Source organism: Halalkalibacter krulwichiae (assembly GCF_002109385.1).
In the GTDB taxonomy this organism is placed as follows: domain Bacteria; phylum Bacillota; class Bacilli; order Bacillales; family Bacillaceae_D; genus Halalkalibacter; species Halalkalibacter krulwichiae.
This window is the reverse complement of the sequence record NZ_CP020814.1, coordinates 97,041-113,193: the sequence shown is the minus strand read 5'-3', so window position 1 is coordinate 113,193 and position 16,153 is coordinate 97,041. Positions and strand designations below refer to the sequence as shown.

The window sequence follows — 16,153 nt, the reverse complement described above, 5'->3', positions numbered from 1 at the left end:
ATATGGCAAAAAGCCGAGAGATTATGACTATCTCCCGGCTTTTCTGTGTAGTAGAAACTAAAATTCGACCTTGTTAATCCTATACTTGTAGATTTTCTTTTGCATTTACAGCTTCTACGTATAGTTCTCCATCTTTAACGTCGATAATCGCTTTTTGTCCTTTGGCAATGGTCCCTTTAAGTAATTCTTCCGACAAGCGATCTTCTACTTGTTTTTGAAGAGCACGGCGTAATGGACGAGCTCCGTACTCTGGATCAAAGCCAAGATCAGTGATTTTATCTTTTGCCGCTTCTGATAATTCAAACTCAATTCCTTGCTCAAATAAACGAGTTTTTAACTGATCAGCCATTAATGTAATAATTTCACGGATGTGCTTTTTCTCTAAGGAGTGGAAGACAATTAATTCATCAATACGATTAAGGAATTCTGGACGGAAGCTACGTTTTAATTCTTCCATTACCTTATCTTTCATATCTCTGTATTCTTGACCTTCTCCCTCAGTATTAAAACCTAGGAATTTATTTCGTTTTAACGTACTCGCACCGACATTTGACGTCATAATAATTGCCGTGTTACGGAAGTCAACTGTTCTACCTTTTGAGTCTGTTAAGCGGCCATCCTCTAACACTTGAAGCAAGATATTGAAAACTTCAGGGTGTGCTTTTTCAATTTCATCAAGCAAAATTACTGAATATGGTTTGCGACGAACCTTTTCTGTTAATTGACCCCCATCATCATGTCCTACATACCCTGGAGGAGAACCTACAAGTCGGCTTGTCGTATGCTTTTCCATATACTCAGACATATCAATACGGATCACTGAATCTTCATCACCAAACAGTGTTTCAGCAACAGCTCTAGCAAGTTCTGTTTTCCCTACCCCTGTTGGTCCTAGGAAAATAAACGATCCGATTGGACGCTTTGGATCCTTAAGCCCTGCACGAGCTCGACGAACAGCTTTAGAAATCGATTTAACAGCTTCTTCTTGGCCAACTACACGCTCATGAAGGATTTCTTCCATTTTTAATAAACGATCTGTTTCTTCTTCTGCTAGTTTTGAAACAGGAACTCCAGTCCAGCTCGCAACAACTTGGGCGATATCCTCACTTGTTACTTCTGTATCTTCTTGCCCTTGTTTCTTTTTCCATTCATTCTTCATTTCTTCAAGCTCTTCACGTAGACGTTGCTCTGAATCACGTAGAGAAGCTGCTTTTTCAAACTCCTGACTCTGGACTGCAGCATCCTTCTCTTTTCTTGTCTCATCGAGGCGCTGTTCTAACTCTTTTAAGTTAGGCGGTGCAGTATACGATTTCAAGCGAACTTTCGAACCCGCTTCATCAATTAAATCAATTGCTTTATCTGGTAGGAAACGATCTGAAATGTAGCGATCTGAAAGCTTAACAGCTGCTTCAATGGCATCATCTGTAATCGTTACACGATGATGTGCTTCATAACGATCACGAAGACCTCTTAAGATTTGAACTGATTCGTCAAGAGTTGGTTCATTGACTTGAATAGGTTGGAAACGTCGTTCTAGCGCAGCATCCTTCTCGATATATTTACGGTACTCATCAAGGGTCGTGGCACCAATACATTGAAGCTCGCCACGCGCTAACGATGGTTTAAGAATATTTGATGCATCAATAGCACCTTCAGCACCACCGGCACCAATTAACGTATGAAGCTCATCAATGAAAAGAATGACATTTCCTGCTTGACGAATTTCATCCATTACCTTCTTTAAACGGTCCTCAAACTCACCACGATATTTAGTCCCTGCCACTACTGTACCCATATCAAGGGTCATAACACGCTTATTACGTAACGTTTCAGGTACTTCATTGGCAATAATTGCTTGAGCTAATCCTTCCGCAATTGCCGTTTTACCAACCCCAGGCTCACCTATTAAAACAGGGTTGTTTTTTGTACGACGGCTTAGTACTTGTATTACTCTTTCAATCTCTTTGCTACGACCAATAACAGGATCAAGAGATTCTTCTCTTGCAACTGCTGTTAAGTCACGTGCTAAGCTATCAAGTGTTGGCGTATTAGCATTGCTTGATCCAGTACTTTGCCCAGATGAACTACCCACTTCATTGCTCCCTAGAAGTTGTAACACTTGCTGACGTGCTTTGTTTAAGCTTACACCTAAGTTATTAAGTACGCGCGCTGCCACGCCTTCTCCTTCACGAATTAAACCAAGAAGGATATGTTCAGTCCCCACATAAGAGTGTCCTAGCTTACGAGCTTCATCCATTGATAACTCAATTACTTTTTTTGCTCTAGGAGTATAATGAATAGTTTTAGAACCTTCTTGCCCCTTACCAATCAAAGTTTCTACTTCTTTTTGTATTTTCTCAGAACCAAGTCCAAGAGCTTGAAGGGCTTTAGCAGCAATTCCTTCTCCCTCTCTAATAAGTCCAAGTAAAATATGCTCTGTCCCAATATTATTGTGACCTAAACGAACTGCTTCCTCTTGTGCTAATGCCAATACCTTTTGAGCTCTCTCTGTAAAACGTCCAAACATCATAAAACGTCCACCTCCAGATTATTCGTTGGTTTCTTCCTCTAATTTCAATCTTTCCCTTATCAAGGTTGCCCTTCTTTCATCTCGCAACTCAGGCGATAAAACCTCTCCTGCATATTGCTGCAAAAATCCAGGCTGAGTTAAAATCATTAACTCATTTAAAATGTTACCTGAAAGACCTTTAATCAACCCTAAATCAATTCCAAGTCTCACATTAGATAAACGTTGAGTCGCTTCTTTTGATTCAATTAAACGGCTATGCGCTAAAATTCCAAAAGAACGATGAACACGATCTTCCAATTGCAACCTTGATTGATCTAGCAGATTCTCTCTGGCTGTCCGTTCTTGCTGAATGAGCTGTAATACTACCCCTCTTAAATCTTCAACAATGTCCTCCTCTGATTTGCCAAGTGTCAATTGGTTCGAGATTTGGAACAGGTTACCTAAAGCTTCGCTACCTTCACCGTAAATTCCTCTAACAACTAACCCTAATTGATTAATTGCTGGTAAAATACGATTTAATTGTTGAGTCATAGCAAGTGCTGGTAAATGCATCATCACAGATGCTCGTAAACCTGTCCCAACATTTGTGGGACAGCTTGTAAGATAGCCTCTCTTTTCATCAAATGCATATGTCAAGCGTTGCTCAATCCAATCATCGATTTGATTCGCTTTGTCTAATCCCTTTCCTAATTGGAAACCTGGCAATAAACATTGAATTCGAATATGATCCTCTTCATTGATCATAATGCTGACAGCTTCATCTTTATCAAGTAAAACTGCCCCATGCTTTGACTGATCCGCTAAATGAGGGCTTATTAAATGTTTTTCAACTAGAACCCTTTTCTCATTTGTCTTCATATCATCGATACGTAGCCACTCAAGAGATCCAATTGAATGAAACTCTTCTTGTGTTAAGGCTTCACCAACATGCTTGCTCGTTGCATATGACTCTTCCATCGAAGCGATTAAAGGAAATTTATATTCTTTCAGGTTTCTAGCTAATCTTATTCGGCTACTTAGGACAATATCCGAATCTGGCCCATCTTTTTTCATCCAAGGACTTAATGCTTCTGAAATAAATTGTTGGAGTGACATCTTATCAGCCCTCCTCTTGTTCATTCTTTTGTTTTTCTAATAGACGAATTTGATCCCTAAGTTCCGCAGCTTTTTCAAACTCTTCCAGCTCAATTAACCCTTTCAGCTCTTGTTTTAAAGTCTCTATTTGCCTTTGAATTTGAATTCCTCCGCCTATTCTCTCAGGGAGCTTTCCTGCATGTGTATGGTTGCCACTATGGACTCTTTTCAATATTGGCTCTAACTTTGAATCAAAGCTCTTATAACAATCAGCACATCCAAAGCGTCCAACTTGAGTAAACTGCTCATAAGTCATTCCACACTTTTCGCATTCAAGCTTCTTTACCGAAGTTTGTTCGTTTTCTTTTTTTATTGGTTGTTCAAAATTAAGCAGCCCTGATAAAAGTTGGTGGATGGAGAAACTGTTTGCACCAGGAAAATACTCTCCTTTTTCCTTCGCACATTGCTCACAAATATGAAACTCAGTTTTTTCACCATTAATGATTTTGGCAAAATGCAAACTTGCTTGTCTTTTATTACATTCCTGACAAATCAACAAAACTCCTCCCCTCTATGATAATTCTTTATATTTTAATGTTTGTAACATCGCTCTTAAAATATTAGATCTAACCTCATCACGGTGAGTTACTTCAGCATTATAGAGTGTTCGATCCATTACACTTAACATGAGATTCGCTTCTCTTTTTGTAACTGCATTTTCTTCATATAAACGCAAAATAATATTCTCAGCTGTATTCTGATCAATATTTTTTCCTGTGATTTTTATCATTTGGTCAAGTAAGTCTAAATGATCATGGGGACTGACTTTAATAATGCGAATATATCCTCCACCACCTCTTTTGCTTTCTACTTGATAGCCCTTTTCAAGAGTAAAACGTGTTTGAATGACGTAATTGATTTGTGAAGGCACACATTGAAACTTCTTTGCAATCTCACTACGTTTAATTTCTAATGGATCATTACCACTATTTTTAATCGTTGCTTTCAGGTACTCCTCAATGATGTCTGAAATATTCCTCAAGCTTCGCCCTCCCTCCTCGTTTGACTTTGACTTTCTTTGACTTTGTAAATATTATATGCTCTCTTCTTAAAAAGTGCAATATGTATGCATTCATCTAGTATAACCAGGCTTATAGAGTACATAACATCAGAGTAGAGAATATTATAAAATTAAAGATCGAGTTTTTTACTCCGTCTGCTCATTGCTTTCGAGGGCGTCTTTAAAAGATCAAAAATAGACCTTTAAAGACGCCCCCTTTAGTTTATGATACTAATAATTGATTCAGAATTTCCATCGATGTCAAATTAGTATAATTTTTATTAATTTTTGTTTTATTTATCAATTTGACTTGTTTCTCAAATTCAGTTACTAATTCTTTTTCACCAAGCAAATATACATGCTTCCAACCTCTTTTTACCCCTTGCTGTTCTAAATCAGATGCAAGTTGCTTCAGCCATCTAATTTGATTAGCCTCAAATCTCTGGTCATACTTATCGCGGTGATTGGCACTTGAAGCCATTCTATCACGAGCTGCATTACCCTCATATGGCTTCCAATCTGCACTTTCTAACTCCAGACTATAGAGAGTCTCTTCGTTTACTTCTCCCAAACTTGTTTCAATCATATATATATTTTCTTTTTGAATAAGCAAAATTCCTTCTTGTGGATACCTCTTTTGTAAGTTCTCCAACTGTAAGAATTTCGGTTCCTTATCCCATTGAAATTCATTTTCTACTTGTATCCTTAACTCTTTTAAATATAAACCACCCTTTTCTGAAGCAACTAAAACAAAACTTTTAGGTAATTGCAGCTGTAAGTTTTCAATCTCTTTCAAAGCATTTTTCTTTAGCTTTTTAAATGTCTGAATTTGGTTAGCGTTCATACGTTCTATATATTGCTCCAATTTCTTCAAACCATTTTTTAGCCTTATTTTCCATTCTCCCTTTTGTTGATCATTACTCGTCTGGTCAGTATTTAAATAAATAGTTAAAACACCTTTATCACATGCATACTGATCTTTTAATTGTTGGAGTCCGTTTGGTTGCAGCATCTTTTCTCCTCCTCTAATTATTGTTGAGAATGATTTTGTCTCTAGAGGACTATATCCTTTTTTATGCTTATTGAAACATAAATACTAATGTATTAATAATTAAGTTTGTTAAATTAGAAAAGGAGATGCCTCTTGAATGCTTATGCTTCATCTTTGTAAGAGGCTTGGTCGGTCTCCTTTGGGAATTGAACAAACCCATATTATTAGATATAATTCCTTCTGACTTGAGGGATCTTTTTTTAATCGAGTAGGAGGAGGTGTTTAGCCTCCGACCTCTCACACCACCGTACGTACGGGTCCGTATACGGCGGTTCAATAAGTTAAGTGTGTTTAGAATTTATCGAGGAATATAGTTGAGTAAGATTGAGTAATCCAATTCGTTCAAGAAGATGATTTGCTATCGCGGTATTTAAGATGAAACTATTTGAAATATGCCAGTAGCCTTTCCGAGTGTTTGCCCACTCCCAAGCCTTTTGTTTGGGGATTTTTAGTTTGATAAGACTTTTAAAGCGAGTTTTAACCTTCTTCCACCTTTTCCAGATTATTTGTCTAATCCTTCGACGTATCCAACGATCAATTTCTTGAACATAGGTTTTCACAAGACCAACCCCATAATAGTTGATCCACCCCCTAGTTACTTGGTTGACCTCCTTGATGATCTCACGGATCTCTCCTGGTCGTTTGCGGGAAGTTAGTTTTCTTACTTTTTCTTCGAGGCTCTTTTTCGCCTTAGTATGCGGACGGACTTGTGCTCCATTTCTTGTTGGATGTATACAGAACCCTAGAAACTTCCGTTTCGTCGGTTTACCAACTTCACTCTTCTCCTTATTCACCGTTAGCTTTAGTTTTTCTTCAAGAAATTTTGTAATGCTTTTTAATACTCTCTCTCCAGCCCTTTGGCTTTTCACGTAAATGTTACAGTCATCTGCGTAGCGGATAAACTTATGACCACGCCTTTCTAGTTCTAGGTCCAGTTGGTGAAGATAGGCGTTACTAAGAAGCGGTGATAGATTTCCTCCTTGAGGAGTTCCAACCTCGCTTGGCTCATATTTTTCACCAATCATAATGCCACTTCGCAGGAATTTACGAATTAGCTTAAGCACTATTGGGTCCTGAATAAATTCCTCTACATGATACATGAGTTTATCATGGTTGACTGTATCGAAGTACTGCTTCATATCAATGTCTACCACGTATCGGTATCTCTCTTCATAGTACTGTTTTGCTTTTCCGATTGCGTCGTGAGCACTTCGGTTTGGGCGGAAGCCAAAACTGTTTTCGGAGAAATGGGGGTTGATCCATTTTTCAATTACTTGAAGAATCGCTTGTTGGACAAGTCGGTCTTTGACCGTGGGAATTCCTAGCTTTCTTTTTGAACCATCCTGCTTCGGAATTTCAACCCGCTTAACGGGTTGTGGTTGATACGTTCCATCTTTAATGGAAAGCACAAGAGACCTTCTCTCTTCGGCTAAGAATAGTGGCAATTTGTCTACCGTCATTCCGTCTATCCCAGGTTTTCCTTTGTTCTTCTTGACTCTTTTATAAGCCCTATTGAGGTTATCTCGATCAATAATCTCGCTGATCAATTCTGAACTTTCACCATCTCTTCTTCTAGGTTCAGCGTGAAGTATACTGCACGCTTCCGCTTTATGTTCAGGTTCCACCTTATGTTCTAGCAGGTAGCCATCTTTTGATGTTTTCTGTGGTCGATGCATACTTCTCACCTCCGTTAGTTCCAAGATTCTTATTGTTCGGTCCTTCATCCACTGGACTACTATGACCTCTGCTGACTTCTTACCGTTCACAAGCTCATCACTGAACTCGTTGTTTTCTTATGAAATTTCTTCATCTCGAAAACCCCGGTAAGACCTCCCCGGGTAAGTCTAACCGCTTTCCTCTCGTAGACACTGGATTTACTGTAGGAGATTCGGGCAGTGTTGGACTTCGTTTTGTATAGGAAACTCGTCCGTCCCCAGCCAGCCTTATATCCAGTTTCTGTTCGTTGTCCCGAGATTTTGCGTCCGGCTTCCTTCAGATTCTAGGTCACCCTAGACACCCTTGCCATTCGCTAACAGTTCCCACTGCCAAGCCTGTAGTGGACTTACACCACCTAGCTGTTAGACATGCCGGGCACACTACAAAAAAGCACAATCAATTTGATTGTGCTTTACCCGCCTAGCAATGTCCTGGTGCTCCATGACCAGGGGACATGATGCACTTTCAATGAAGTTTATTCACGATCAGAGCTCTTCTGCGCCCTCTACATGTGCAGAAAAAAGCATTCCATTATGAACTGCACCCCAATTGTTAGACACAACTAACAATGAGGGGTGCAGTTTTTTTATGAGTAAATATACACCTGATAAAAAGTTATCAATTATTCATGGGTTTAATTCCGATACCATTTCACAAAAAGAATATGCAAAAGAAGTAGGTGTTACGAGAGCCCAATTTCAATATTGGCTGAAATTATATGAATTACATGGAGAAGAAGGATTTTGTAATTCCTATACAAATTATCCCGCTTCCTTTAAACTAGACGTACTAAATTACATGGTTCAATCGGGTGCGTCATTAATGGATACCGCAGCTCTCTTTAAGATCTCTAGCTATACAATGGTTTATGATTGGCAGAAAAAGTTAGAGATTAGTGGTGTAGAAGCCCTTGAACCTAGATACAAGGGGCGTCCATGCATGAAAGAGAAATCCAATAAACAACCCAAAACAGCACCAGTTAGGGGATCAGTAGAGGCACTTGAAGCGCGTATTCAACAATTGGAGATGGAGAATGAGTATCTAAAAAAGTTGAATGCCTTAGTTCAAAACAAGGAAAAATCACCAAACAAGACAAAGCGCAAGTAGTCTATGAGTTAAGGCATAAATACCCGGTGAAGGCACTCGTGAAACTAGCTGATATTCCCCGCAGTACATACTATGATTTAGTGAAGCGAATGAATCGTATAGATTCAGATGGTAATTTGAAAGCTGAAATTAAGTCTATTTATGAGGAACACGAAGGGCGTTACGGTTACCGCCGTATTCGTGATGAGCTGGCAAATCGTGGACAAAAAGTGAATCATAAAAAGGTTCAACGTATCATGAAAGAGCTTGGACTAAAATGCCTAGTACTAATGAAAAAATATAAATCTTATAAAGGTACTGTAGGTAAAACAGCGCCAAATTATTTAGACCGTCAATTTACAGCGGATACCCCAAATCAGAAGTGGGTAACGGATATAACAGAGTTTAAATTATTTGGTGAAAAGCTTTATTTATCGCCTATATTAGATTTATTTAACGAAGAAATCATCACATATTCAATCGGATTAAGACCAACATTTTCACTTGTTTCGGATATGTTAGAGAACGCTCTAGAGGGCTTACCAGAAGAACATAACCTCCTCATACATTCGGATCAAGGATGGCATTATCAGATGAAACAATATTGTCATGTTTGAAGCATACTCACGATGCTCCATCGGCTTATTCGGAGAAGATGCTGTTTCTTCGAAACAGCGCTCTTCTGCGCCTTGAGCATGATGTTTATGCATATTAAAAAAGACAACCCAGTGGATTGTCTTTTATCTGCCTGGCAACGTCCTACTCTCACAGGGGGAAGCCCCCAACTACCATCGGCGCAGAAGAGCTTAACGACCGTGTTCGGCATGGGAACGGGTGTGACCTCTTCGCTATCGCCACCAGACTATTTAAGAGAATGGTTCTCTCAAAACTAGATAATGCGTAATAGAAACTCAAGAATATATTGGATAAGTCCTCGACCGATTAGTATCTGTCAGCTCCACGTGTCGCCACGCTTCCACACCAGACCTATCAACCTCATCATCTCTAAGGGGTCTTACTGGATTAACTCCATGGGAAATCTCATCTTGAGGGGGGCTTCATGCTTAGATGCTTTCAGCACTTATCCCGTCCACACGTAGCTACCCAGCTATGCTCCTGGCGGAACAACTGGTACACCAGCGGTGTGTCCATCCCGGTCCTCTCGTACTAAGGACAGCTCCTCTCAAATTTCCTACGCCCGCGACGGATAGGGACCGAACTGTCTCACGACGTTCTGAACCCAGCTCGCGTACCGCTTTAATGGGCGAACAGCCCAACCCTTGGGACCTACTTCAGCCCCAGGATGCGATGAGCCGACATCGAGGTGCCAAACCTCCCCGTCGATGTGGACTCTTGGGGGAGATAAGCCTGTTATCCCCAGGGTAGCTTTTATCCGTTGAGCGATGGCCCTTCCATGCGGAACCACCGGATCACTAAGCCCGACTTTCGTCCCTGCTCGACTTGTAGGTCTCGCAGTCAAGCTCCCTTTTGCCTTTGCACTCTACGAATGATTTCCAACCATTCTGAGGGAACCTTTGGGCGCCTCCGTTACTGTTTAGGAGGCGACCGCCCCAGTCAAACTGCCCACCTGACACTGTCCCTGAACCGGATCACGGCTCGAGGTTAGAATGTCAGCACAGTCAGGGTAGTATCCCACCGACGCCTCCACGTAAGCTGGCGCTCACGCTTCCAAGGCTCCTACCTATCCTGTACAAACTGTACCAACATCCAATATCAAGCTACAGTAAAGCTCCATGGGGTCTTTCCGTCCTGTCGCGGGTAACCTGCATCTTCACAGGTACTATAATTTCACCGGGTCTCTCGTTGAGACAGTATCCAAATCGTTACACCATTCGTGCGGGTCGGAACTTACCCGACAAGGAATTTCGCTACCTTAGGACCGTTATAGTTACGGCCGCCGTTTACTGGGGCTTCAATTCAGAGCTTCTCCCAAAGGATAACCCCTCCTCTTAACCTTCCAGCACCGGGCAGGTGTCAGCCCCTATACTTCGCCTTGCGGCTTCGCAGAGACCTGTGTTTTTGCTAAACAGTCGCTTGGATCTTTTCACTGCGGCTCTCTCGGGCTTGCACCCTAATAGAGCACCCCTTCTCCCGAAGTTACGGGGTCATTTTGCCGAGTTCCTTAACGAGAGTTCTCCCGAGCGTCTTAGAATTCTCTTCTCGCCTACCTGTGTCGGTTTGCGGTACGGGCACCTCTCACCTCGCTAGAGGCTTTTCTAGGCAGTGTAGGATCAGGAACTTCGGTACTAATATTTCCCTCGCCATCACAGCTCAGCTTTTATGGAAAGCGGATTTGCCTACTTTCCAGCCTAACTGCTTGGACGCGCATATCCATCAGCGCGCTTACCCTACCTTTCTGCGTCCCCCCATTGCTCAAACGGTGAGGAGGTGGTACAGGAATTTCAACCTGTTGTCCATCGCCTACGCCTTTCGGCCTCGGCTTAGGTCCCGACTGACCCTGAGCGGACGAGCCTTCCTCAGGAAACCTTGGGCTTTCGACGGAGGGGATTCTCACCCCTCTTTTCGCTACTCATACCGGCATTCTCACTTCTAAGCGCTCCACCAGTCCTCTCGGTCTGACTTCGCTGCACTTAGAACGCTCCCCTACCACTGACACCAGAAGGTGTCAATCCATAGCTTCGGTGATACGTTTAGCCCCGGTACATTTTCGGCGCAGAGTCACTCGACCAGTGAGCTATTACGCACTCTTTAAATGGTGGCTGCTTCTAAGCCAACATCCTGGTTGTCTGGGCAACTCCACATCCTTTTCCACTTAACGTATACTTTGGGACCTTAGCTGATGGTCTGGGCTGTTTCCCTCTTGACTACGGATCTTAGCACTCGCAGTCTGACTCCCGAGGATAAGTATTTGGCATTCGGAGTTTGACTGAATTCGGTAATCCTGTGGGGACCCCTAGTCCAATCAGTGCTCTACCTCCAATACTCTTCCCTCGAGGCTAGCCCTAAAGCTATTTCGGGGAGAACCAGCTATTTCCGAGTTCGATTGGCATTTCACCCCTACCCACACCTCATCCCCGCACTTTTCAACGTGCGTGGGTTCGGGCCTCCATTCAGTGTTACCTGAACTTCACCCTGGACATGGGTAGATCACACGGTTTCGGGTCTACGACCACGTACTAATGCGCCCTATTCAGACTCGCTTTCGCTGCGGCTCCGCCTATTCAGCTTAACCTTGCACGGGATCGTAACTCGCCGGTTCATTCTACAAAAGGCACGCTGTCACCCGTAAATGGGCTCCAACTAGTTGTAGGCACACGGTTTCAGGATCTCTTTCACTCCCCTTCCGGGGTGCTTTTCACCTTTCCCTCACGGTACTGGTTCACTATCGGTCACTAGGGAGTATTTAGCCTTGGGAGATGGTCCTCCCGGATTCCGACGGGGTTTCACGTGTCCCGCCGTACTCAGGATACGTCTCGGAGAGACGGGCATTTCGGCTACAGGGCTGTTACCTTATACTGCGGATCTTTCCAGATCGCTTCACCTATGTTCGTCTTTTGTAACTCCGTATGAGACGTCCTACAACCCCAAGAGGCAAGCCTCTTGGTTTGGGCTGTTTCCGTTTCGCTCGCCGCTACTTGGGAAATCGCATTTGCTTTCTCTTCCTCTGGGTACTTAGATGTTTCAGTTCCCCAGGTCTGCCTCCTCATACCCTATGTATTCAGGTATGGGTACCATCCCATTACGGATGGTGGGTTCCCCCATTCGGATATCCTCGGATCAAAGCTTACTTACAGCTCCCCGAGGCGTTTCGCCGTTCGTCGCGTCCTTCTTAGGCTCCTAGTGCCAAGGCATCCACCGTGCGCCCTTTCTAACTTAACCAAATTAAAAAAGGTATTTCGGATGTGATTTTTCAAAAATCACTTGAATTCTTGACATGCTCGTTTGATCTTCTCTTATAAATAAGATACCGATAAAACTAACATTGTTTCTATTGCATTATCTAGTTTTCAAAGAACCAAAGTCACTAACTTTTTTCTTACAAAGTTAGTTTCTATTAATTGAAGGGAGTTCCTTCAAAACTGAACAAAAGACCAAAGCGTTATATGGTTCTAAAACCATATATCGACTAGAGTATTACTCCATAGAAAGGAGGTGATCCAGCCGCACCTTCCGATACGGCTACCTTGTTACGACTTCACCCCAATCATCTGTCCCACCTTAGGCGGCTAGCTCCCAAAAGGGTTACTCCACCGACTTCGGGTGTTACAAACTCTCGTGGTGTGACGGGCGGTGTGTACAAGGCCCGGGAACGTATTCACCGCGGCATGCTGATCCGCGATTACTAGCAATTCCGGCTTCATGTAGGCGAGTTGCAGCCTACAATCCGAACTGAGAATGGCTTTATGAGATTGGCTCGACCTCGCGGTTTTGCTGCTCTTTGTACCATCCATTGTAGCACGTGTGTAGCCCAGGTCATAAGGGGCATGATGATTTGACGTCATCCCCACCTTCCTCCGGTTTGTCACCGGCAGTCACCTTAGAGTGCCCAACTAAATGCTGGCAACTAAGATCAAGGGTTGCGCTCGTTGCGGGACTTAACCCAACATCTCACGACACGAGCTGACGACAACCATGCACCACCTGTCACTTTGTCCCCGAAGGGGAAAGCCCTATCTCTAGGGTGGTCAAAGGATGTCAAGACCTGGTAAGGTTCTTCGCGTTGCTTCGAATTAAACCACATGCTCCACTGCTTGTGCGGGCCCCCGTCAATTCCTTTGAGTTTCAACCTTGCGGTCGTACTCCCCAGGCGGAGTGCTTAATGTGTTAACTTCGGCACTAAGGGCATCGAAACCCCTAACACCTAGCACTCATCGTTTACGGCGTGGACTACCAGGGTATCTAATCCTGTTTGCTCCCCACGCTTTCGCGCCTCAGCGTCAGTTACAGACCAGAGAGTCGCCTTCGCCACTGGTGTTCCTCCACATATCTACGCATTTCACCGCTACACGTGGAATTCCACTCTCCTCTTCTGTACTCAAGTCTCCCAGTTTCCAATGACCCTCCACGGTTGAGCCGTGGGCTTTCACATCAGACTTAAAAGACCGCCTGCGCGCGCTTTACGCCCAATAATTCCGGACAACGCTTGCCACCTACGTATTACCGCGGCTGCTGGCACGTAGTTAGCCGTGGCTTTCTGGTTAGGTACCGTCAAGGTACCGCCCTATTCGAACGATACTTGTTCTTCCCTAACAACAGAGCTTTACGAACCGAAATCCTTCATCACTCACGCGGCGTTGCTCCGTCAGACTTTCGTCCATTGCGGAAGATTCCCTACTGCTGCCTCCCGTAGGAGTCTGGGCCGTATCTCAGTCCCAGTGTGGCCGATCACCCTCTCAGGTCGGCTACGCATCGTCGCCTTGGTAAGCCATTACCTTACCAACTAGCTAATGCGCCGCGGGCCCATCCTGTAGTGATAGCCGGAGCCATCTTTTAGTCTAAGACCATGAGGTCTCAGATGTTATCCGGTATTAGCACCGATTTCTCGATGTTATCCCAGTCTACAGGGCAGGTTGCCCACGTGTTACTCACCCGTCCGCCGCTAACGTCATAAGAGCAAGCTCTTAATCAGTCCGCTCGACTTGCATGTATTAGGCACGCCGCCAGCGTTCGTCCTGAGCCAGGATCAAACTCTCCATAAAAGTGTTTGATTTGTGCTCAAATCGTATCGCTAACGATACTTCATTGTGATTTTACAAAATCACTTAAAATTGACGAGATATCATGTATCTCTTTCGCTTGGCTTTTGTTCAGTTTTCAAAGAACTTTTTTGTCGTTTGATGACGACTTTCACATCTTACCAAACCTCAGTAGGTTTGTCAATATGTTTTTTAAAAGTCGTTGTCGTTCTTGGCGACAAGAAATAATATACCATCTAAAAAACTTAAATGCAACACTTTTTCTTAAAAAAATCCTTTTCAAAAAAACTAATTTTAAAAAAAGAGGCCTAACTCTATTGTTAGCCTCTTTTCCCTACTATATTGTTACTCTCCTTGCTCACGGTGACGCATTTGCGGGAATAACAGAACGTCCCTAATTGAAGGAGCATTCGTTAACAACATGACTAATCGATCAATCCCGATTCCTAATCCACCAGTAGGAGGCATACCATATTCAAGCGCTTCTACAAAATCCTCATCCATCATATGAGCTTCATCATCACCTTGTTCACGTTCAACTAATTGTTGTTCAAAACGTTGACGTTGATCTATTGGATCATTTAACTCAGTAAATGCATTAGCATGTTCTCTACCTACAATGAACAATTCAAAGCGATCGGTGAAACGTGGGTCCTCTGGATTCTTTTTTGCAAGAGGTGAAATCGCAAGAGGATGGCCGTAAATAAATGTCGGTTGAATTAAATCCTCTTCAACAAAATGTTCAAAGAATTCATTCACAACATGACCATACGTCATTGTTTCTTTAACAGGCACATTATGCTCTTTCGCGATTGAGCGAGCCTCCTCATCAGACATCTCCTTCCAGAAGTCTACACCTGTTTTCTCTTTAATTGCATCAACCATGTGGACTCTTTTCCATTTTGGCTCTAAATCTACCTCATAGTCTCCATAAGTTACTGTCGTTGTGCCAAGTACTTCTCTAGCTATGTGCGCTACTAATTCTTCAGTAAGCTTCATAATGTCTTGATAATCTGCATAAGCTTCATACAACTCAATCATTGTAAACTCTGGGTTATGTCTCGTTGACACACCTTCATTACGAAATACTCGACCAATTTCATAAACCTTTTCTAAGCCACCTACAATTAGACGCTTTAAATGGAGTTCAATTGCAATACGCATATATAGAGTCATATCAAGCGCATTATGGTGTGTAACAAACGGACGAGCAGATGCACCTCCAGCAATTGAATGCATAGTTGGTGTTTCTACTTCTAAATACCCTTTTGAATCAAGATAACGGCGCATAGATTGTAAGATCCGACTACGCATAACAAATGTATCACGCACTTCTGGGTTCATGATCAAATCAACATAACGTTGACGGTAGCGCTGCTCAACGTCTTTTAAACCATGGAATTTATCAGGCAAAGGACGAAGAGATTTTGATAATAATTGAAATTCTGTTACTTTAATAGATAATTCGCCAACTTTTGTTTTAAACGCTGTACCTGTTACACCGACGATATCTCCAATATCAATCGTGTTGAAAATTTGGTATTGTTCTTCTCCGACGGCATCAAGACGCACATAAATTTGAACTTGTCCCGTTAAATCTTGTACATGAGCAAAGCCGGCTTTTCCTTTTCCGCGCTTAGTCATAATACGTCCTGCAAAAGTTACTTGATTACCCGCTTCTTCTAATACCTCTTTTGTTTCTTCTCCAAAAGCTTCATTCATTTCTTTCGCTGTATGTGAACGTTCAAAGCGGCCGCCAAATGGATCCATCCCTTGTTCTTGTAACTGACTTAACTTTTCTCTTCTTACAGCTAGCTGATCATTCAACTCGAGCTCTTGAGTCATCTTTATCAACATCTCCTCTATTATAAATTTTACGAACCTGTCAACTGTCTCTATGTAGAAAAACTGCCAGTGACACACACTGGCAGCATACTAATCACACACGCATTATAGTG

At 42.7% G+C, this 16,153-nt stretch carries 7 protein-coding genes, 3 rRNA genes and 1 pseudogene; 1 reads left to right on the top strand and 10 read right to left on the bottom strand.

Translation table 11 applies throughout. From position 1 onward, the window contains the following. Positions 1–79 precede the first annotated feature (79 nt). From clpC to ltrA, 6 genes are all read right to left on the bottom strand, one after another. Positions 80–2,530 (bottom strand): ATP-dependent protease ATP-binding subunit ClpC, encoded by a 2,451-nt coding sequence (gene clpC / locus BkAM31D_RS00530; RefSeq protein ID WP_066159488.1) that lies wholly within the window; start codon positions 2,528–2,530, stop codon positions 80–82. 18 nt (positions 2,531–2,548) lie between these two features. Beyond that, entirely contained in the window at positions 2,549–3,625 is a 1,077-nt protein-coding gene (gene mcsB / locus BkAM31D_RS00525; protein ID WP_066159485.1) for a protein-arginine kinase McsB, read from the bottom strand. A 4-nt stretch (positions 3,626–3,629) separates the two neighbouring features. Then, entirely contained in the window at positions 3,630–4,160 is a 531-nt protein-coding gene (mcsA, locus tag BkAM31D_RS00520; RefSeq protein ID WP_066159483.1) for a protein-arginine kinase activator protein McsA, read from the bottom strand. A 15-nt stretch (positions 4,161–4,175) separates the two neighbouring features. Continuing rightward, complete coding sequence (locus BkAM31D_RS00515; protein WP_066159481.1) at positions 4,176–4,646, bottom strand: CtsR family transcriptional regulator; 471 nt, start codon at positions 4,644–4,646, stop codon at positions 4,176–4,178. A gap of 241 nt (positions 4,647–4,887) precedes the next feature. After that, complete coding sequence (locus BkAM31D_RS00510; RefSeq protein ID WP_066159478.1) at positions 4,888–5,676, bottom strand: VLRF1 family aeRF1-type release factor; 789 nt, start codon at positions 5,674–5,676, stop codon at positions 4,888–4,890. A 320-nt stretch (positions 5,677–5,996) separates the two neighbouring features. Continuing rightward, the gene (ltrA, locus tag BkAM31D_RS00505) at positions 5,997–7,391 is read right to left on the bottom strand and encodes a group II intron reverse transcriptase/maturase (RefSeq protein WP_085449709.1); all 1,395 of its coding nucleotides are present in this window, start codon (positions 7,389–7,391) and stop codon (positions 5,997–5,999) included. Positions 7,392–8,019: 628 nt separating this feature from the next. On the opposite strand from ltrA, the pseudogene BkAM31D_RS23365 reads away from it, so the two are divergent. Next, positions 8,020–9,128: pseudogene (locus BkAM31D_RS23365) on the top strand (IS3 family transposase); the annotation flags it as partial. A gap of 135 nt (positions 9,129–9,263) precedes the next feature. Here BkAM31D_RS23365 and rrf read toward each other — a convergent pair. From rrf to lysS, 4 genes are all read right to left on the bottom strand, one after another. Continuing rightward, positions 9,264–9,379: ribosomal RNA gene (gene rrf / locus BkAM31D_RS00490) — 5S ribosomal RNA — on the bottom strand. A 60-nt stretch (positions 9,380–9,439) separates the two neighbouring features. After that, positions 9,440–12,378: ribosomal RNA gene (locus BkAM31D_RS00485) — 23S ribosomal RNA — on the bottom strand. Between the two features lie 266 nt (positions 12,379–12,644). Further along, positions 12,645–14,198: ribosomal RNA gene (locus tag BkAM31D_RS00480) — 16S ribosomal RNA — on the bottom strand. The 16S, 23S and 5S rRNA genes sit together here, the layout of an rRNA operon. A 342-nt stretch (positions 14,199–14,540) precedes the next feature. Then, positions 14,541–16,040, bottom strand: coding sequence for a lysine--tRNA ligase (lysS, locus tag BkAM31D_RS00475; protein ID WP_066159689.1), 1,500 nt, complete (start codon positions 16,038–16,040; stop codon positions 14,541–14,543). Positions 16,041–16,153: the final 113 nt, after the last annotated feature.